This is a genomic window from Mameliella sp. AT18 (assembly GCF_028807275.1).
GTDB lineage: Bacteria > Pseudomonadota > Alphaproteobacteria > Rhodobacterales > Rhodobacteraceae > Antarctobacter > Antarctobacter albus.
In genome coordinates this window covers 1-18,554 of record NZ_JARAMO010000047.1, presented here as the reverse complement: position 1 = coordinate 18,554, position 18,554 = coordinate 1, and the positions used below count along the sequence as shown (strand labels likewise).

Annotated in this window: 18 protein-coding genes and 1 tRNA gene; 11 read left to right on the top strand and 8 right to left on the bottom strand. The window is 64.1% G+C overall.

What is annotated here, in order from left to right:
- Positions 1–81: 81 nt before the first annotated feature.
- Positions 82–561 carry a redox-sensitive transcriptional activator SoxR gene (soxR, locus tag PVW46_RS06215; protein ID WP_043145262.1) on the bottom strand — a complete coding sequence of 160 codons (480 nt, stop codon included), beginning with the start codon at positions 559–561 and terminating at the stop codon, positions 82–84.
- A gap of 291 nt (positions 562–852) precedes the next feature.
- On the opposite strand from soxR, the gene PVW46_RS06210 reads away from it, so the two are divergent.
- Positions 853–990, top strand: a complete 138-nt coding sequence (locus PVW46_RS06210; protein WP_274575238.1) for a hypothetical protein — start codon at positions 853–855, stop codon at positions 988–990.
- A gap of 58 nt (positions 991–1,048) precedes the next feature.
- On the opposite strand, the gene PVW46_RS06205 is transcribed toward PVW46_RS06210, so the two are convergent.
- Positions 1,049–1,123, bottom strand: a tRNA-Val gene (locus PVW46_RS06205).
- 213 nt (positions 1,124–1,336) lie between these two features.
- Between PVW46_RS06205 and PVW46_RS06200 the strand changes: the two genes are divergently transcribed.
- Positions 1,337–1,528, top strand: a complete 192-nt coding sequence (locus tag PVW46_RS06200; protein WP_043143672.1) for a hypothetical protein — start codon at positions 1,337–1,339, stop codon at positions 1,526–1,528.
- Between the two features lie 313 nt (positions 1,529–1,841).
- Complete coding sequence (locus PVW46_RS06195; RefSeq protein WP_043143669.1) at positions 1,842–2,090, top strand: hypothetical protein; 249 nt, start codon at positions 1,842–1,844, stop codon at positions 2,088–2,090.
- Positions 2,091–2,175: 85 nt separating this feature from the next.
- Here the strand turns inward: PVW46_RS06195 and lon are convergent, their stop codons facing one another.
- The gene (lon, locus tag PVW46_RS06190) at positions 2,176–4,587 is read right to left on the bottom strand and encodes an endopeptidase La (RefSeq protein ID WP_069211610.1); all 2,412 of its coding nucleotides are present in this window, start codon (positions 4,585–4,587) and stop codon (positions 2,176–2,178) included.
- Between the two features lie 363 nt (positions 4,588–4,950).
- Here lon and PVW46_RS06185 point away from each other — a divergent pair, with 363 nt between their 5' ends.
- The 5 genes from PVW46_RS06185 to PVW46_RS06165 all read left to right on the top strand — a co-directional run bounded on the left by PVW46_RS06185 (position 4,951) and on the right by PVW46_RS06165 (position 8,948).
- The gene (locus PVW46_RS06185) at positions 4,951–5,475 is read left to right on the top strand and encodes a hypothetical protein (protein WP_069211609.1); all 525 of its coding nucleotides are present in this window, start codon (positions 4,951–4,953) and stop codon (positions 5,473–5,475) included.
- A complete protein-coding gene (locus PVW46_RS06180) occupies positions 5,472–5,897 on the top strand; it encodes a hypothetical protein (RefSeq protein ID WP_069211608.1) in 426 nt (141 codons plus the stop codon). Before PVW46_RS06185 ends, PVW46_RS06180 begins: the two co-directional genes overlap by 4 nt.
- Before the next feature lie 224 nt (positions 5,898–6,121).
- Positions 6,122–7,339, top strand: a complete 1,218-nt coding sequence (locus tag PVW46_RS06175; RefSeq protein WP_069211607.1) for an NAD-dependent epimerase/dehydratase family protein — start codon at positions 6,122–6,124, stop codon at positions 7,337–7,339.
- On the top strand, positions 7,336–8,130 hold the full coding sequence (locus tag PVW46_RS06170; protein ID WP_069211606.1) for a glycosyltransferase: 795 nt from the start codon (positions 7,336–7,338) through the stop codon (positions 8,128–8,130). Before PVW46_RS06175 ends, PVW46_RS06170 begins: the two co-directional genes overlap by 4 nt.
- Complete coding sequence (locus PVW46_RS06165) at positions 8,127–8,948, top strand: NAD-dependent epimerase/dehydratase family protein (RefSeq protein ID WP_069211605.1); 822 nt, start codon at positions 8,127–8,129, stop codon at positions 8,946–8,948. Before PVW46_RS06170 ends, PVW46_RS06165 begins: the two co-directional genes overlap by 4 nt.
- 41 nt (positions 8,949–8,989) lie before the next feature.
- Here PVW46_RS06165 and tgt read toward each other — a convergent pair whose 3' ends face one another.
- A complete protein-coding gene (tgt, locus tag PVW46_RS06160) occupies positions 8,990–10,117 on the bottom strand; it encodes a tRNA guanosine(34) transglycosylase Tgt (RefSeq protein ID WP_069211604.1) in 1,128 nt (375 codons plus the stop codon).
- Between the two features lie 116 nt (positions 10,118–10,233).
- On the opposite strand from tgt, the gene PVW46_RS06155 reads away from it, so the two are divergent.
- The 3 genes from PVW46_RS06155 to PVW46_RS06145 all read left to right on the top strand — a co-directional run bounded on the left by PVW46_RS06155 (position 10,234) and on the right by PVW46_RS06145 (position 14,499).
- The gene (locus tag PVW46_RS06155) at positions 10,234–11,961 is read left to right on the top strand and encodes a glycosyltransferase family protein (RefSeq protein WP_069211603.1); all 1,728 of its coding nucleotides are present in this window, start codon (positions 10,234–10,236) and stop codon (positions 11,959–11,961) included.
- A complete protein-coding gene (locus PVW46_RS06150) occupies positions 11,958–12,908 on the top strand; it encodes a glycosyltransferase family 2 protein (RefSeq protein ID WP_069211602.1) in 951 nt (316 codons plus the stop codon). The genes PVW46_RS06155 and PVW46_RS06150 overlap by 4 nt, the downstream gene beginning before the upstream one ends.
- A 199-nt stretch (positions 12,909–13,107) precedes the next feature.
- A complete protein-coding gene (locus tag PVW46_RS06145; RefSeq protein WP_043143649.1) occupies positions 13,108–14,499 on the top strand; it encodes a DEAD/DEAH box helicase in 1,392 nt (463 codons plus the stop codon).
- 79 nt (positions 14,500–14,578) lie between these two features.
- Here PVW46_RS06145 and PVW46_RS06140 read toward each other — a convergent pair whose 3' ends face one another.
- The 4 genes from PVW46_RS06140 to PVW46_RS06125 form a co-directional block, all read right to left on the bottom strand.
- Positions 14,579–15,241: a hypothetical protein gene (locus PVW46_RS06140; RefSeq protein ID WP_069211601.1), complete on the bottom strand. Its 663-nt coding sequence runs from the start codon at positions 15,239–15,241 to the stop codon at positions 14,579–14,581.
- Between the two features lie 71 nt (positions 15,242–15,312).
- Positions 15,313–16,980, bottom strand: coding sequence for a ribonuclease J (locus PVW46_RS06135; RefSeq protein WP_069211600.1), 1,668 nt, complete (start codon positions 16,978–16,980; stop codon positions 15,313–15,315).
- On the bottom strand, positions 16,977–17,759 hold the full coding sequence (locus tag PVW46_RS06130) for a type III pantothenate kinase (RefSeq protein ID WP_069211599.1): 783 nt from the start codon (positions 17,757–17,759) through the stop codon (positions 16,977–16,979). Before PVW46_RS06130 ends, PVW46_RS06135 begins: the two co-directional genes overlap by 4 nt.
- Before the next feature lie 9 nt (positions 17,760–17,768).
- Positions 17,769–18,512, bottom strand: coding sequence for a biotin--[acetyl-CoA-carboxylase] ligase (locus PVW46_RS06125; protein WP_069211598.1), 744 nt, complete (start codon positions 18,510–18,512; stop codon positions 17,769–17,771).
- Positions 18,513–18,554: the final 42 nt, after the last annotated feature.

Genomic DNA, 18,554 nt, shown 5'->3' with positions numbered 1-18,554 from the left:
CTCCCGACATCTTCGGTGTAAACGAAGCGCTCTACCAACTGAGCTAATCACCCGGCAGAAGGCGATTTAGCGAAGGAATGCTCAGGGCGCAAGTGGGTCCGGTGGCGCTTCGCGTTCTTCCTCTTCTCCCAGCCAGCGGCGTGGGCCTGCACCGTTGTCCCCCAGGCGATCCTGCGGGTTGTAGAGCGGGCAATTTTCCAACGACAGACAGCCGCATCCCATGCAGTGATCCAGTTGCCCCCGCAACCGCGCCAGCAGCTCCATCCGGCGGTCGATCTCTTCGCGCCAGATCTCGGACACGCCCTGCCAGTCGGCCTTGCGTACCGCCCCGCCCGAGGGCACCTGGGCCAGCACCTCGCGCACCTGGGCAAGCGGAATGCCAAGGGTCTGGGCAATCCGGATCACCGCCACCCGGCGCAGCTCTCGCCGGTCATAGCGGCGGTGGTTGGCCTCTGTCCGCCAGCTTTGGATCAGCCCCTCGGCCTCGTAGTAGTGCAGGGTCGACACCGCCACCCCCGCGCGGCGCGCCATTTCCCCGACCGTCAGATCATTGCTGCGCATGCGACGCGGGCCACGTGCTCCGGACATTCTTCTTGACCTCAAGTTTACTTGAGGAAGCAGCTTAGGGAAACAAACCGAATCTGCAAGGAGAACCTGAATGTCCGCCCAAGCCCTCAGAGACATCGACGAAAGACGCCGCTCGCGCCGGCGCCCCGCCCGCTGGCGCGACCGGTTGGCCCGTCTGTTCCACCGTGGCACAAACCGCCGCAGGCAAGCGCGGCTGCGCGCTGATCCCCATCTTTTGCGGGATGTCGGTCTGCGGCCCGAGGACGTCGAGCAAGGGGGCCGGTCATGAGAGCTTTTCTGGCCCGCCTCATGGCCCCTGCCCCACGCTGCGGCGCATTGTGCCAACAAGTACAGGAGGAACTCTCCGCGATGCGCCTGTCCGACAGCCTGCACGCCCTGTCCGACCGGCAACGATACCGGTGAACGGACAGGGTCTGAAACGAAGAAAGCGCGCCTTTCGGGGCGCGCTTTCCGGAAAACCTGGTGGGTGATGAGAGATTTGAACTCCCGACATCTTCGATGTGAACGAAGCGCTCTACCACTGAGCTAATCACCCGGTGGCGGACCTATTACCGGCAAGCGCAGCCCTGCGCAAGAGGCTTGGCCCGCAAAAAATGCCCCACTTGCAGCCACCCCGGACCGCGTGCCCAGAGCGGCAGCATCAGCACAGTCGATGCGCGAAAACAACAGGGTGCCTGTGGGTTGCTTGACTTGCAACGAATCTCCAAGGCAGGGTTTTTCTATCTGCCACTTGGGTTTGGAGACTCACATGAAAAAGACGATTGCTGCCGCAAGTCTTCTGATCGCTGCAACGACCACCACGTCGATCGCCGGAAGCTATGAAACCCCCTATGTCGCGCCGCCGGTTGTCGTCGAAGAGACGCAACAGACCAGCAGCAGCGCCGGCATGCTGCTTGCACTGATGACCATCGTCGTCTTCGGCGTGGCCGCCAGCCAGTAAGGCACTTTCGGCCCGGGCGCCATGTCCGGTCGATCAGACCCCCTGAGCATATCGCGGGGTCCTGGCCCGGGGACGCGGGGACGAAACCGAACCCATCACGGGACCAACCGGGGACAAGGGCCTCGCAGCCAGGCTGCGAGGTCCTTTTCCATTTGGCGACAGGTGGGATGTTGCATCTTGGTCGCGACCAGGCGGCTGGCACGCTTTCCCCTCTTGCCCCAGCGTCAAGGAGGCGCAAACTATCCACAGCGTCTTCGGGCGCATTGGTTGCGTAAACGGTTGACTGTCTACTGCACCAATCACGGGGGATAAGATGAAGAAACTCGTACTCACCACCGCCTTGTGCCTGTCGGTGGCCAATGCCGCCTTTGCTGATGGCAAACCCGCACCCAAGATGAGCCCGGAGCAACTGCGCAACGACATGATCGTCTCTTCGCAGAGCGCCGAGCTGACAACAGCCTCGTCCGGCGCGGCATTGCTGATTCCGCTGATGCTGTTGATTGTCGTCGCGGCGGCGGTCAGTTCTGGCAGTGGCGGTCACCACTACCACTACTATCACTGACTGTCGGGCATAGCCCTGATCACAAGAGAAAACGCGCGGTGGTGACCCACCGCGCGTACCCGTTTTCAGACCTCGCGACCGATGATCAGTGCGCGGTTGCGCCTGCCACCGAATCCTCGGCCTTCTTGGCCGATGCCGCGGCGGCCGCTTCCTCGGCCTCCTCGTCCCATTCCACCGGCTCGGGCTTGCCGACCAGTGCAATGTCCAGCACCTCGGAGACGTGCTTGACCGGGATGATTTCCAGCCCGTCCTTCACGTTGTCCGGCAGTTCGGCCAGATCCTTCTCGTTCTCTTCGGGGATGAGAACGGTCTTGATCCCGCCGCGCAGGGCTGCCAGCAGCTTTTCCTTAAGACCGCCGATGGGCATGGCGTTGCCGCGCAAACTGACTTCCCCCGTCATGGCGATGTCCTTGCGGATCGGGATGCCGGTCAGGACCGACACGATGGAGGTCACCATCGCCAGACCGGCCGAGGGCCCGTCCTTGGGTGTGGCGCCATCGGGCACGTGGACGTGGATGTCCATCTTGTCGAACTTCGGCGGCTTCACCCCGATCTCCGGCGCGATGGAACGCACGTAGGAAGAGGCCGCGTCGATCGACTCCTTCATCACGTCGCCCAGTTTGCCGGTGGTCTTCATCCGGCCCTTGCCCGGCAGCTTCAGCGCCTCGATGTGCAAGAGATCCCCACCAACCGAGGTATAGGCCAGCCCGGTGACGACACCGATCTGGTTTTCATCCTCGGCCAGACCATAGCGGAATTTCCGCACGCCCAGGAAATCGTCGAGGTTGTCAGAGGTCACTTCGACCACCTCGGCCTCTTTCTTGACGATCTTGGTCACGGCCTTCCGCGCGCATTTGGCGATCTCGCGCTCGAGGTTCCGCACACCGGCCTCGCGGGTGTAATACCGCACCATGTCGGTCAGCGCGCCGTCGGTGATCGAGAACTCCTTGGCCTTCAGCCCGTGGTTCTTGACCTGCTTGTCCAGCAGGTGCCGCCGGGCGATCTCGATCTTCTCGTCCTCGGTGTAACCCGAGAGCGGGATGATCTCCATCCGGTCGAGGAGCGGCCCAGGCATGTTGTAGCTGTTGGCCGTGGTCACGAACATGACGTTCGACAGGTCGTATTCCACCTCAAGATAGTGGTCCACGAACGTCCCGTTCTGTTCGGGATCCAGAACCTCCAGCATCGCGCTGGCCGGGTCGCCACGGAAGTCCTGCCCCATCTTGTCGATCTCGTCGAGCAGGATGAGCGGGTTCGTGGTCTTGGCCTTTTTCAGCGCCTGGATGATCTTGCCCGGCATCGAGCCGATGTAGGTCCGACGGTGACCGCGGATCTCGGATTCGTCACGCACGCCGCCCAGCGAGATGCGGATGAATTCGCGTCCCGTGGCCTTGGCAACCGATTTCCCCAGCGAGGTCTTGCCGACACCCGGAGGGCCGACGAGGCAGAGGATCGGACCCTTGAGCTTTTTCGAGCGCGCCTGCACGGCGAGATACTCGACGATCCGTTCCTTGACCTTCTCGAGGCTGTAGTGGTCGTGATCGAGGATCTCCTGGGCCTTGTTCAGGTCCTTCTTAACGCGGCTTTTGGTGCCCCACGGAATGCTTAGCATCCAGTCGAGGTAGTTGCGCACCACGGTCGCCTCGGCGGACATGGGCGACATGTTCTTGAGCTTCTTTAGCTCGGCGTCGGCCTTTTCCTTGGCTTCCTTCGACAGCTTGGTGCCGGCGATCTTCTCTTCCAGCTCGGCGATTTCGCCTTCGCCGTCCTCGCCATCGCCAAGTTCCTTCTGAATGGCCTTCATCTGCTCATTCAGGTAGTACTCGCGCTGGGTCTTCTCCATCTGCGACTTGACGCGGGTCTTGATCTTTTTCTCGACCTGCAGGACCGACAATTCGCCCTGCATCAGGCCATAGACCTTTTCCAGCCGCTCGCTGATCGAAAGCGTCTCGAGCAGTTCCTGCTTCTGCTCGACCTCGACCCCCAGGTGCCCGGCAACCAGATCGGCCAGTTGCGCGGCATCATTGGCCTCGCCCACGGCGGACAGGGCCTCTTCGGGGATGTTCTTCTTGATCTTGGCGTAACGCTCGAACTCTTCGGCGACCGTGTGCACCAGCGCCTCGATCGAGGCGGTGTCGCCCGGCATCTCGGTCAGGTGTTCGGCCTTGGCCTCGAAGAAGTTCTCGTTTTCGATGTATTCGTCGATGCGCACGCGGCTCTGGCCTTCGACCAGCACCTTGACGGTGCCATCGGGCAGTTTCAGCAGTTGCAGCACGTTGGCCAGCACGCCGGCCTTGTAGATTCCGCTGGTATCCGGATCGTCATCGGACGGGTCGATCTGGCTGGCAAGCAGGATCTGCTTGTCGTCGTTCATCACCTCTTCCAGTGCGCGCACCGACTTCTCGCGCCCCACGAAGAGCGGCACGATCATGTGCGGGAACACGACAATGTCGCGCAGCGGCAGCACCGGGTAGGAAGGATTGAGAGGTTGTTTCATGCTCGTGTCCTGTTCTTGGCAAGACGTCCCTGCCCCGCTTCGCGGCAGCTTGAGGTCGCCTCCGGTCATGAGGGTCAAAGATGGGGTCGCTGCACCGGAATTCAAGCACACGCCCCTGACCCTGGATGGGCAGCATGACCCTACGCCCCCCGGTGTGCAAGCGCCCATCGTGTCCCGATCCAGCGCCACGGCTGCCATCTGCGGTGAATTCCCCGAAAAACGCGGGCCATTCCCAATGCAGGAAACTTTGCCCGTGCCCGGAAGACCACACAGGCCGTCATGCGGACGAAAACTGCGCCGCCAAGCCTCGACGCCAATTGGCGTCACCCCTATGAGCGCCCCACTGCAATTTCAAAGAGCCGAATGACCATGAACATCCGTTTTCTTCCCCTGGCGCTGCCGCTTTTGCTGGCGGCCTGTGTCGAATACGCCGAAGTGAAGACCCCGCCGCAATCCGTCAGCTTTACCGAGAGCCGCGCCCAGGCCGCGGTTCGGGGCTATTCCGAAACTACCTTTCGCAGCTTCCGCAGCACCGAAAAGGGCCGCAAGGACAACCAGGAGCTTGTCGGTGTCCGCTGCAGCCTGACCGGGACCGGGTTCAAGGCCGCTTTCGTCACCCCCGCGATCGTCAAGATGCCCGCCTACCAGGGCGCGGCGGATCCGATTGCCGTCACCTGCCGAACCGACAAGGACCGGACTGACAAGACCGTCAAGCCGATCAACATGACGCTGTTGCGGATGAACCAGTCCTCGACAACCTCGGGCGGGATCCTGGGTGTTGCACTGACCGCCGCCGCCAAGGGCATCGCAAAGGCCGCCCGGGACCCGCTGAAGGATGAGTTCAACTATCCCGTCAATATCCACTTGGTGCTGGGGGTCGAGGATTGATCTCCCTGCGCCTGCCGCTTGTGGCTACGGCGCTTGCCCTATCGGCCTGTGCCGCGGACTACGATCCGCCGGCAACGCCAGTGGCGTTGCCACCCGAGCCCGGCAAACCCGTTCTTCAACGTGAAACCGTGACGGTCAGTGCCTTTCTGGTCGGCGCCTCGTCCTCTTTGGCGGAACTGAACACCGCGCGGTGCGAGATCGCGCGCGGAGGGCGGACGGTCACGATCACGACCCCGATGATGCTGTCAATCCCGGTCCATGCCGGTGCGCAGGCGCCGTTGGACATCGACTGCAGTGCACAGCTTGGCCCCCGGCTGGCCCGCGCCAAGCTGCGCCACCTGCCCGAAACAGCCAATGCGGACCCGGCGGATACGGCGACCCGCCACTATCCCAAGCAGATCGCGATCCGGTTCCGGCAATAACGACACGCCGCCGCCCAATATAGCGGGCGGCGGCGATCCGCCGATATCACCCCTGTATCAATTCCACCTTCCACCATTGAAAACAAAACGTTTTCAAAGAGAAAGGGGTGTTTTCAGGACAGCAATTGTCAAGAAAGCTTCATTTTACTTCCCCGGTTGTGCACCCTAGGGGCAACCGTTAATGCGGCTTCGAGCGCGCGAAGACTTCCATAAGGAGACACCAGATGCGTATCGCGATCCTTGGCGGCGACGGTTTCGTCGGTTGGCCCACCTGCCTGCATCTTTCGGCCCAGGGACACGAGGTGCATATCCTCGACAACCTGTCCCGGCGCTGGATCGACACGGAACTGGGCGTTCAATCGCTGACCCCGATGGATTCGATCCAGGAACGCTGCCGCATCTGGAAAGAAGTCACCGGAGAAACCATTCATTTCCACCTGCTCGACCTCGCCAAGGAATATGAACGCCTGAAACAGTGGCTGGTCGAAATCCGCCCCGAGGCGGTGATCCATTTCGCCGAACAGCGCGCCGCGCCCTATTCGATGAAAACCGACCGCCACAAGGTCTATACCGTCAACAACAACACCAACGCGACGCATAACCTGCTGGCCGCGATGGTGGAATCGGGCATTGACGCGCATCTGGTGCACCTCGGCACGATGGGCGTCTACGGCTATTCCTCGGTCGGCGCGCCGATCCCCGAAGGTTACCTGGACGTGACCATCGACACGCCCGCAGGTCCGAAAGAGCAGGAAATCCTCTACCCAACGCGGCCCGGCTCGGTCTATCACATGACCAAAAGCCTGGATCAGATCCTGTTCCAGTTCTACGCCCAGAACGACGGTTTGCGCATCACCGACCTGCACCAGGGTATCGTCTGGGGCACCCATACCGACCAGACCCGGCGTCACGAACAGCTTATCAACCGTTTCGACTATGACGGCGACTATGGCACGGTGCTCAACCGTTTCCTGATCCAGGCCGCCATCGGCTATCCGCTGACGGTGCACGGCACCGGCGGTCAGACCCGCGCCTTTATCCACATCCAGGATTCGGTGCGTTGCATCGAGCTGGCTCTGAAGGACGCACCGGATCGGGGCGACCGCGTCAAGATCTTCAACCAGATGACCGAGACGCACCGCGTCCGCGACCTGGCCGAGAAGGTGGCGGGGCTGACCGGGGCCGAGGTCAAGTACGTGCCCAACCCGCGCAAGGAAGCCCCCGAGAACGACCTGATCGTCAAGAACGACCAGTTCCTGGCCCTGGGTCTGAACCCGACGACGCTGGCCGAGGGTCTTTTGTCCGAGGTCGTGGACGTGGCGAAGAAATACGCGCACCGCATCGACCGGTCGCGCGTTGCCGCGGTTTCGGCCTGGACCAAGGACATCGCGGCCAAGGTCGACCATGACCCCGAAGGCAAGGCACTGCGGTCGGTGTCGTGAAACGTGCCTATGTGACACTGGTGACCAACGCGGATTTCGCGTTGGGCGCCAAGGCCTTGCTGAACTCTCTTAATGCCACCGGGACAACGGCGGAGCGTGTCGTCCTGCACACCGGGGGCGTGCCGACCGAGGCACTGGCGCCGCTCACCGCCCTTGGCGCGCGGCTGGTGCAAACCGACTTGCTGCCCACGTCGGATGCCTTCAACGCCGCCCATGCGCGCGCGGCCCTGCACGGTGCCGCTCCCTTCACCAAGGGCGAGAAACCTGCCTTTCACACCCCGCTCGACAATTTCTGCAAACTGCGCCTGTGGCAGCTGAGCCATGACCGGGTGGTCTTTCTGGATGCCGACACGCTGGTCCTGCGCAACATCGACAGCCTCTTTGACTATCCGGAATTCTGCGCCGCGCCGAACGTCTACGAAAGCCTCGGTGATTTTCACCGGATGAATTCCGGTGTCTTCACCGCGCGCCCCTCCCGGGCGACCTTCGAGGCAATGATGACCCGGCTCGATACTCCCGGCGCCTTCTGGCGCCGCACCGACCAGACCTTTCTGCAGGATTTCTTTCCCGACTGGCACGGGCTGCCGGTCACCTTCAACACGCTGCAATATGTCTGGTTCAACATGCCCGCGCTCTGGAACTGGGACGCGATCAAGGTCCTGCACTTCCAGTATGAAAAACCTTGGCAGGACCACGCCAAGGCCGACCGTTTGCGCCCGCTGATCGACCTCTGGCACGCCTATGCGGCGGGAGAAACACCCGACCTCGCCGCCCTTCCAAGCCCGACATGATCGCGCTGACCGGCGCCTCCGGCCTCGTGGGCCGTTTTCTGCTGGCGGGCCTGCCCGGCCCGATCACGGTGCTGGGGCGACACGCCCTGCCCGGCCATGCGTTCCGCCCCTGGGATCTCTGCGGCCCGGCGCCCGACCTGGGTGGTATCAGAACACTTGTCCACGCCGCCTTTTCGCATCTGCCGGGCCGCTATCGCGGGGGAGAGGGTGATGACCCCCAGGGATTCCTGCGGGCAAATCTCGATGGCACGCGGCGGCTCTTTGATGCCGCTGTCGAGGCCGGTGTCACCCGCATCCAGTTCCTCTCCTCTCGCGCGGTCTTCGACGGATATCCGGACGATACGCCACTGACCGAAGACACCGCGCCGCAGGCCACCTCCCTTTATGGACAGGTCAAGGCCGAGGCCGAGGCGCATCTCGCCGCCCTGCCGCTCATCGGGCAGAGCTTGCGCGCCACCGGCATCTATGGCCCCGGCCCGCATCACAAGTGGGAAAGCCTGTTCGCGGACTACCTTGCAGGCCGCCCGATCCCCCCGCGCCGGGGCACGGAATTGCACGGAGCCGATCTCGCCGGGGCCACGCGGCTCTTGCTCCACACGACGGACATCGGCGCCTTCCACCTCTCGGACATGCTGCTTGACCGCCACGACCTGCTCGGCGAGGTTCAGCAGCTCACCAACTGCCCGCACCCGGTACCGCCAGTCAGCGACCGCAGGGTCAATCCGTTGATCTGCGATCGCCTGCCCGCATTGGGATGGCGCCCCGGTGGGCTTGCACGCCTGCGCGCCGACCTCCCCGCTATGTTGCCGCCGCGCTGAACGGCACCATCCTTTGTCGGCATTGTCCCGACACCCGCCCCTCAAAGCGGCTCAATGTCGCCTTCGGCACGCTTTGCATGGAAATCCGCCTCGAACCCCGCAAAATCGCCCGCCTCGATGGCACTTCGCATCCCCTGCATCAATTCCTGATAATAATGCAGGTTGTGCCAGGTCAGCAGCATCCCCGAGATCATCTCACCCGCGCGGAAGACATGGTGCAGGTAGGCGCGGGAATAGCCCCGGCAGGCCGGACATGTGCAATTCTCGTCCAGCGGTCGCGGATCATCCGCATGCCGCGCGTTCTTGATGTTGACCTGTCCGCGCCGCGTCCAGGCCTGCCCCGTCCGGCCAGAGCGGGACGGCAGCACGCAGTCCATCATGTCGATGCCGCGCTTGACGGCGCCGACGATGTCATCGGGCTTGCCCACGCCCATCAGGTAACGCGGCTTGTCCTCGGGCAGCATGTCCGGCGCAAAATCGAGACAGCCGAACATGGCCTCCTGCCCCTCGCCCACGGCCAAGCCACCCACGGCGTAACCGTCGAAGCCGATGGCCTTCAGGGCCTCGGCGCTTTCGCCGCGCAGGTCCTCTTCCAGCCCCCCCTGCTGGATGCCGAACAGCATATGCCCCGGCCTGTCGCCAAAGGCCTCGCGCGAGCGCGCCGCCCATCGCATCGACAGGCGCATGGACTGGGTGATCCGGTCACGATCCGCCGGCAGGGCCGGGCATTCGTCAAAGGCCATGACGATGTCCGAACCCAGCAATTTCTGGATCTCCATCGAGCGTTCGGCCGTCAGCATGTGCTTTGAGCCGTCGATATGGCTGCGGAAACTCACGCCTTCCTCGGTCAGCTTGCGCAGCTCCGCAAGGCTCATGACCTGGAACCCGCCGGAATCCGTCAGGATCGGCTTTTCCCAGTTCATGAACTTGTGCAATCCGCCAAGCCGCGCCACCCGTTCGGCCCCGGGGCGCAGCATCAGGTGATAGGTATTGCCCAGCAGGATGTCCGCGCCGGTGGCTGCCACGCTTTCGGGCATCATGCCCTTCACGGTGGCTGCCGTGCCCACGGGCATGAAGGCGGGGGTGCGGATCTCACCGCGCGGGGTGCGGATCACGCCACGCCGCGCGCGCCCGTCGCGGGCGGTCAACTCGAAGGATGTCTGTGCCATGCGCGCTCCTCTACACGCTTCGCCTGCCGGAACAAAGATGCAATCGCCGACGCCCGCCCGCAGATTTCGCAGGTCGCCCACTTGCCGAGGCACGCGGCCAAAGCCACTGTAGCGGCATGAGCAGGACACCCACCTACAAGGGCGGCATCAAGGCCGTTCTGGACCAGTACGAAGCCCGCCGCGCGCCGCTGCCCGGCGATGGCGGCTTGCCGGCTGCAGACGTCGACCTGGCCGCGCTGGCCGCCTCCCCCGTGGCAGATCCGGCGCAGGGCCCCTTTGCCCCGCCCTTTGCCAATAACCTGCAACGCAAGATCTTTCAGCTGCGCGAGGAACTGCAGGGACAAAGCGAACTGACCGTGTTGCACGGGCTGACCATCTCGCATCTGCGCAAACGCGCCTGTCCCGACCAGGCCCCGCGCCTGTTCCAACGCATGTGGGCGGAACAGGGCGATCACCTGCTGGGGCAGCTCGACGCGCGCTGGCTGGTCTCTGCCGTGACCACCTTCGGCGATCACGGGGCGACGCCGGTCCAGCGCAGCACCGGACTGGCGCTGACGGCGCTGTTCGGGATGATGAAGCTCTACGAGAGCGAACGGCTTTACAGCGGCAAACCGCCCGACAAGCCCTTTCCGGTCACGGATCGCATCAAGGCCAAGCTGCCCCTGCAGATGGACAGCTATGCGCTGGTGGGCGGCGGGCTGGACGTGAACCTGATCGCCCGCCTCTGGCAAGAGGCCGAGGGCGACGCGGTGATCCGCCCTCTCGCCCATCACCTGCTGGACCTGCTGATCCACGATCCCGCAGGCGTCTTTCGCCGCCTCGCGGTCATGGCCGCTCGCAAGGAGAGGCGGAACCGGCAGGCCGCGCCCCGGAACAACGACGCGCCGGTGCCTGCGCGTCCCCGCAAGACCGCGGAGACGCTGCGCTGGGGCCTGGTCAGCACGATCAAGGCGCCGCTGCCGCAGATCGCGCGCTTTGCCGCCCATCACATCGACATGGGCGCGCATGCGCTGCACCTCTACCTCGATGCCCCCGATGCGGATGCCGCCGCCTTCCTGGGGCGCCATCCCCGCATCCATGTCACGCAATGCGACGCCGCCTATTGGCAGGCCTCTGGCCGGGACCGCATGGCCCAGCACCAGTTGCGGCAGGCCTTCAATGCCACCCGCACCCTGCGCGACAGCGCCGGGGCGCTGGACTGGCTGGGGCACATCGACCACGACGAGTTCCTGGTCACCAACCGCCCGCTGTCCGAAATCCTGGCCAATGTCCCTCCGGACCGGGCCATCGCCCGCATTCCGCCTGCCGAGGCACTGGCCCGAGAGAACGGACCGCCCCGGCATTTCAAGCTGACGCACAAGCAGGCGGGCATCAAGAAATCCCGGTTGCAGGAAATCTATCCCACCTTCGGCCTGCACCTGTTTGGGGGGTTCCTCAGCCATACCGGCGGCAAGATCTTTGCCCGCACCGGCATTCCCGACACGCGGCTGGGCATCCACACGCTCAAGTACAACGGTGAGGACGCCACCAACCGGATCAAACCGGACGGGATCTACCTGGCGCATTTCCACGCCCCGGACTGGGCCCATTTCCGCAGCCACCTCGATTTTCGCCGCGAGAAAGGGTCTTACCGGGCCAATGACGCGCGCCCGGAAATGGGTCAGGGCGAACTGCTGTCCTACCTGCAGGCGCAAGAGGGAGAGGCAGGCCTGCGCGCGTTCTTTGACGAGATCTGTGCCGATACGCCGGAGCTGCGCGACCGCCTGTCGCGGCACGGGATGCTGCTGGCGCATGACTTCGATTTCGACGGCAGCGTCCGGCGCGTCTTCGGGACCCTGCCATGACCCGATGGGGCACCGTCACGACGGTCAAGGCGCCTCTCCGGGCGATCCTGGATTTCGCCGCCTGGCATCTCGAACAAGGGGCGCATCGGCTGTATCTCTACCTTGACGAGGAGGCGCCACGGACCTTTGCAGCCCTCAAGGCGCATCCCAAGATCCGCGTGATCCAGACCGATGATGCCTGGTGGGCGAAACGCAACGGCCGGCCAGAGAAACACCAGGCGCGACAGGCCGCCAACGCGCGCCACGCCAACAACCGCAAGCCAGAGGTCGACTGGCTGGCCCATATCGACGTGGACGAGTTCCTGTTGCCCGCCACGCCGGTGGATGAACAACTGTCCGCCCTGCCCGCAGATGCGCTCTGCGCCCGCATCCGACCCGTGGAGGCGCTGGCACCGGGCAGCGGCACGATCCCCGGAGAGACCGCCTTCAAGGCCTTCCACCTGGACCAGGCCGCCCGCCAGCGGGCTGCGCGGGACTGTTTTCCAACCTGGGGACCGCAGCTGTCGGGTGGTTTCCTCAGCCATGTCGCGGGCAAGCTCTTCTTTCGGGCCGGCACCAAGGGGCTGCAGGTCAGGATTCACAACGTGATCCTGAACGGGGAACAGAACCCTGGGCAGGTCACCCTGCCCGGGATCGAACTGGGCCATTTCCACGCCGACAGCTGGGAGCATTTCCTGGCCTCCTACCGGTTCCGCCTGTCGCGCGGGTCCTACCGCGCAGAATTGAAACCACAGGTCCGTAAGGCTGGCGCGGTCAACCTGCACGACCTGTTCCAAAGCATCGAGGACGCGGGCGGCGAAACGGCGCTGCGGGCCTTCTTCGACGAGGTCTGCGTGGCGGACCGCAGGCTGTGCGACCGGTTGCAGGCCGAAGGGCTGCTGCGACGCCGGGCGATGGAGCTTGACCAACTGCGCATGCGGCATTTTCCGAGGGTCAATCCGGGGTGAAGGCCCCGATTGACCCCGAATTGGAACCGGAATGCGCCACCCTCCGCCACGTCGGTGCAAGCTTTGATTGACGTTTCTATGTGTTTTCACTATGGGATGCGCCACCAAGGGGATGAATGCACTGCCACCGGGCCACACGGGTCCGCTCCCCATCAGACGCGCGGGCCAGGCAAAGTGTCCGCAAACCAATCGGACATAAATGACCAAATTCTCTGATCTGAACCTCAGCCCGAAAGTCCTGAAAGCCGTCGAAGAGGCCGGCTACGAGACACCCACGCCGATCCAGGAAGGCGCGATTCCACACGCGCTCGACGGCAAGGATGTCCTCGGCATCGCCCAGACCGGCACCGGCAAGACCGCAAGTTTCACCCTGCCGATGATCTGCAAGCTGGCCCGGGGCCGCGCCCGCGCCCGGATGCCCCGTTCGCTGGTGCTTTGCCCGACGCGGGAGCTGGCCGCGCAGGTGGCGGAGAACTTCGACACCTATTCGAAATACGTCAAGCTTACCAAGGCCTTGCTGATCGGTGGCGTTTCCTTCAAGGAACAGGACCAGCTGATCGACAAGGGTGTCGACGTGCTGATCGCGACCCCGGGCCGCCTGCTGGACCATTTCGAACGCGGCAAGCTGTTGCTGACCGGCATCGAGATCATGGTGGTTGACGAGGCCGACCGGATGCTCGACATGGGGTTCATCCCCGACATCGAGCGCATCTTCTCGCTGACGCCCTTTACCCGCCAGACGCTGTTCTTCTCGGCCACGATGGCGCCCGAGATCGAGCGCATCACCAATACCTTCCTCTCTGCCCCCGCGCGGATCGAGGTTGCCCGCCAGGCCACCGCGTCGGAGACCATCGAACAGGGCGCCGTCGTTTTCAAACCCTCCCGCAAGGACCGCGAAGGCAGCGAGAAACGCAAGGTTCTGCGCGCGCTGATCGACGCCGAGGGCGAAGCCTGCACAAACGCCATCATCTTCTGCAACCGCAAGGTCGACGTGGACGTGGTGGCGAAATCTCTCAAGAAATACGGCTACAACGCCTCGCCGATCCACGGTGACCTGGACCAGTCTCAACGCACGAAAACGCTCGATGGGTTCCGCAACGGCGACGTGCGCCTGTTGATCGCCTCTGACGTGGCCGCGCGCGGGCTGGACATTCCCGCCGTCAGCCATGTGTTCAACTTCGACGTGCCCAGCCATGCCGAGGACTATGTTCACCGCATCGGCCGCACCGGCCGCGCCGGACGCTCGGGCAAAGCCTTTACAATCTGCACACCGCGCGACGAGAAATATTTCGAGGCCGTCGAAAAGCTGCTGCAGAAAGAGATCCCGCGTCTCGACAACCCCGTGGCCGAAGCACCTGCCCCGGCCCCTGTCGAAGCCAGGGAAGACACCCCCAAGGATGACACCCGCAAGAGCAGCCGCAGCCGCCGTTCTGACAGCGACAAGGGCGACAGCCGCCCGTCGCGGTCCAAGGACAGCGGGCGGTCGTCGGACCGCCGCAGCGGGGGTGGCCGCGACAAGACCGTGGTCGGCATGGGCGACCACATGCCCGAATTCATCGCGCTGAGCTTTGAAGAGCGCCGCGCCAGCTGATCCCTGAAAACCGGGCCACGGCATAAGCCGAGGCCCGGACTGCGCCTCACTCGGGCGCTTCGATGGCTTTCAGACGGTGTTAGATCAGAATCGTGCGCAGGGGATCGTCCTTGCTTGGCGCGCTGCGGTTCACGCTTTTGGATCCGGTCCACCATCCAAGCTCGGGATCGTAGACGAAGGTGAAATCGCCACCGGCCACCCGGTCCGACTGCACCTCCTCGAACGTGTATTTCAGCGTCCAGACCTCGTCTGAGTGTGCCAGCGGGTTGTCTGCGGGCACGCAACAGCTCTGCTCCACTGACATGTGATAGACCGCGTTGAAATCGTCCGAGGCCCAGGTTTCGGTCCAGGTGACGCGCTTGCCGTCGGCCAGCGGAAAGATCGAACCGCCTGTCTGCTCGGAAACGGTGATCTTTTGCAGCATCTCCATGTCGTCAAACGTATCGGTCCCATAGGTCAGGGTGGGATCGAAACTGCCCGCTTCGGGATAGGCGGCACGGACATATTGAAACAGGCCCCGACGCAGAGAGACCATGCAGAACGTCGGCCCGCGACATTCGGAAAAGGCGTTCAGCCCTTCGGGCGCGCGCAACAGCGTCAGCCGCATCTCGTCCCGATCCGGCGTGTCGCCCATCACGGCGGTCATCGTGTCATAGACCAGAACCGTGCCCGGTGCGGGTTCCGCGGTGGCACTGGCGGCGGCAAATAACGAGAGTGCAATCAAGGCGGGTCGAAATGGCATAAAGCGCTCCTGAACAGGTTACGTCAGCAACCTGCCCAAGCCGCCCCTTGCGTGCAACCCGCCTGTCCGGCTCAGCTGAGCCGGCTGACCACCACCGTGACCTCGGGTTTCTTGCCGATCTCGTTCATCGAAGTCTGACGCGCGACGCGGCGCAGGCCCTCTTCCAGCTTGTCGTCGTCGGTCAGCGTCTTGCCACCGGCGCGGCCCATGAACTGGGCCAGGTCCTCTTCGAGGATATCGACCAGCGGCGCGTGGCTGCGACCCTGTTCGGGCAGGCCCATCAGGTCGCACCAGGGTTCGCCCAGGGGTTCGTCGTCCTCGTCCAGAATCACGGTCACGACCACGTGGCCATTCAGAGCCATGCGGATACGATCGCGCACGATGCCGTCCAGGGCGCCGATTTGCACGCTGCCGTCCAGGTAGGTGCGCCCGGTCTCGATGTATTCCACGACGCGCGGCTCGTTTCCGCTCAGCTCGATCATCATGCCGTTGACCGCCAGCACGCCCGCGCGCCCGTTCTGGCCCGCCAGCTTGACGTGTTCGCGCAGGTGGCGGTGTTCGCCATGCATGGGAACAACCATCTGCGGCTTGACCAGGTTCTGCACGGTTTCCAGGTCGGGCCGGTTGGCATGGCCGGAGACGTGATAATCGCCCATCGCGTCATCCACCACGTCCACGCCCTTTTCCGAAAGCTGGTTCATGATGCGGATCACGTCGCGTTCGTTGCCCGGAATCGTTTTCGACGAAAATAGGAAGAGGTCGCCCTCCTTCAGCTCGATCCCGTTGTACTTGCCCCGCGCCAGTTGCGCGCTGGCGGCACGGCGTTCGCCCTGGCTACCGGTGACCAGCAGCATGACATTCTCACGCGGGAGTTGCGCCGCATCCTCGGGTCCGATCACCTTGGGAAAACCGGTCAGGACGCCGGTTTCCACCGCCGCCTCGATCATCCGCCGCATCGCCCGGCCTAAAAGGCAGATCGAGCGGCCAGCGCGGTCGCCCGCCTCGGCCAGTGTCTTGACCCGTGCCACGTTGGAGGCAAAGGTCGTCGCCACGACCATGTTGCGCGCCTCGCTCACCAGCTTTTCGACCGCCGGGCCCACCGTCGCCTCTGACCGGCCCGCGTGTTGTGAAAACACGTTGGTCGAATCGCAGACCAGCGCCTTGACCCCGTCCTTTGACACCTCTTCCCAGAGCGCGGGATCCCATGCCTCGCCCACCAGCGGTGTCACGTCCAGCTTGAAGTCGCCGGTATGGATCACCCGGCCCGCGGGCGTGTCGATCACCAGCGCGCTGCTTTCGGGGATCGAGTGCGAGATCGGCAGGAACCCCACCGTGAACGGCCCCACCTTGACGGTTTCCGGCCAGGCCGAGGCGGTCCGCACCGCCTTGCCCTCGACACCGTATTCCGCCAGCTTGCCGCGCGCGATATTGGCGGTGAAGGCGCGGGCATAGATCGGCACCCCCAACGCGTCGAAGGTATGGCCTACGGCGCCCACGTGATCCTCGTGCGCATGGGTGATGAACAGCGCCTCGATCCGGTTCCTGTTCTCTTTCAGCCAGGTGATGTCCGGCAGGATCAGGTCGACGCCGGGCGTCGTGTCCATGTCCGGAAAGGTCACACCCATGTCCACGACGATCAGCCGCTCTTCACCGGGTTTGCCGTAGCCATAGACATAGCAGTTCATGCCGATTTCGCCGGCACCGCCCAGTGGCAGGTAGATCAGTCTGGAGTCGCTCATGCGTTGGCCTCGTTTTTCTTGTTGTGATTGTAGATGCGGACCAGGCCATGCATGGTCAGGAATTCCTCGAATGCGTCGAACAGCGGATCGGCCTGTTGGAACAGCGGCGCCAGGCCGCCCGTCGCGATCACCTTCATCGGGCGTTCCCGCTCTGCCTTGATCCGCGAACAGATCTCGCGCACCAGCCCGACATAGCCCCAGAAAACGCCGGATTGCATGCAGGCCACCGTGTTGGTGCCCACCACGCGCTGCGGCTTGGTGATGTCCACATGCGGCAGGGCGGCGGCGGCAAGGTGCAGCGCCTCCAGGCTGAGGTTCACCCCCGGCGCGATGACACCGCCGACATAGGCCCCGTCCACGTCGACCACGTCAAAGGTCGTGGCCGTACCGAAATCCACCACGATCAGATCGCCCCCGAATAGGTCGTAGCCCGCCACGGTGTTGACCAGCCGGTCGGGGCCGACTTGCGTCCCCTCATCGACGCGCACCGCCACCGGCAAGGCACAATCGGGTTTGCCGACGACAATGGGCCGCGTGTTGAAATAGCGGTCTGCCAGCACCCGCAGGTTGAACACGACGCGCGGAACGGTGGTCGACACGATGACATCGGTGATATCCGCCTCGATCCCCTGGAATTCCATCAGGGTCGACAGCCAGACGTAATACTGGTCCGCCGTCCGCTGGTGTTCGGTCGCGGTCCGCCAGGTGGCGACAAAATCCTGCCCGTCCCAGATCGAGAAAACGGTATTGGTGTTGCCACAGTCGATGGCCAAGAGCATGAGGCCCGCCTATTCGAAAAATATCTCTGCCGCAGCCACGCTGACGCGGCCTTTGGGCGTCTTTAGGACAAGTTGCCCGGTGCCGTCCACTGTCTCGAAGACGCCGGTGACGCTGTCGCGGGCCGTGCGCGCGGTGATCACCTCTCCGAGCCGCGCCGCCCGGGCCAGCCAGAGCGTCCGGATCGGCTCGAACCCGTAGCTGGTCAGCCGGGCCTCATGGGTGGCATATGCAGCGGCCAGCGCTGCGAGGAAGGCCTCCGGCAGAACCCGCACCCCGGTTTCCCCCAAAAGCGACACCGGCGGCACGGCGCCGGGTTCCACCGCATCCCGCCCTGGCGCGGCCAGGAGGTTGACGCCGATCCCGATGGCCAGGTGCCCCCCCGGACCGCCAATCCCCTCCAGCAGGATGCCGGCCAGTTTGCCGCCGTTCAGCAGCACGTCGTTGGGCCATTTCAGCGCCAGCCCGGTTTCCGTCCCCGTGACCGAGGCCAGGGCGTCATAAAGCGCGAGTGCCGCCACGAAGGACCGCAGGGCCAGCTTGTCGGGGCTATCCTTGGGGCGGATGACCAGCGTCGCCGCGAAATTGCCCGCCGGATTGACCCAGGGCCGCCCCCGCCTGCCGCGCGCGGCGGTCTGGCGCAGGCCAAGAATCCATTCCGGTCCGCTTAGCCCGGCGGCAATCCGCGCCGCCTCGGCATTGGTGCTGTCCACTTCGGCCAGCACCCGCCGTCCATAGCCCTCGGGCCAGTTCATGGCGCGCACCCCTGTTTCTTTGGTTTGCAAAATACCTCGGGG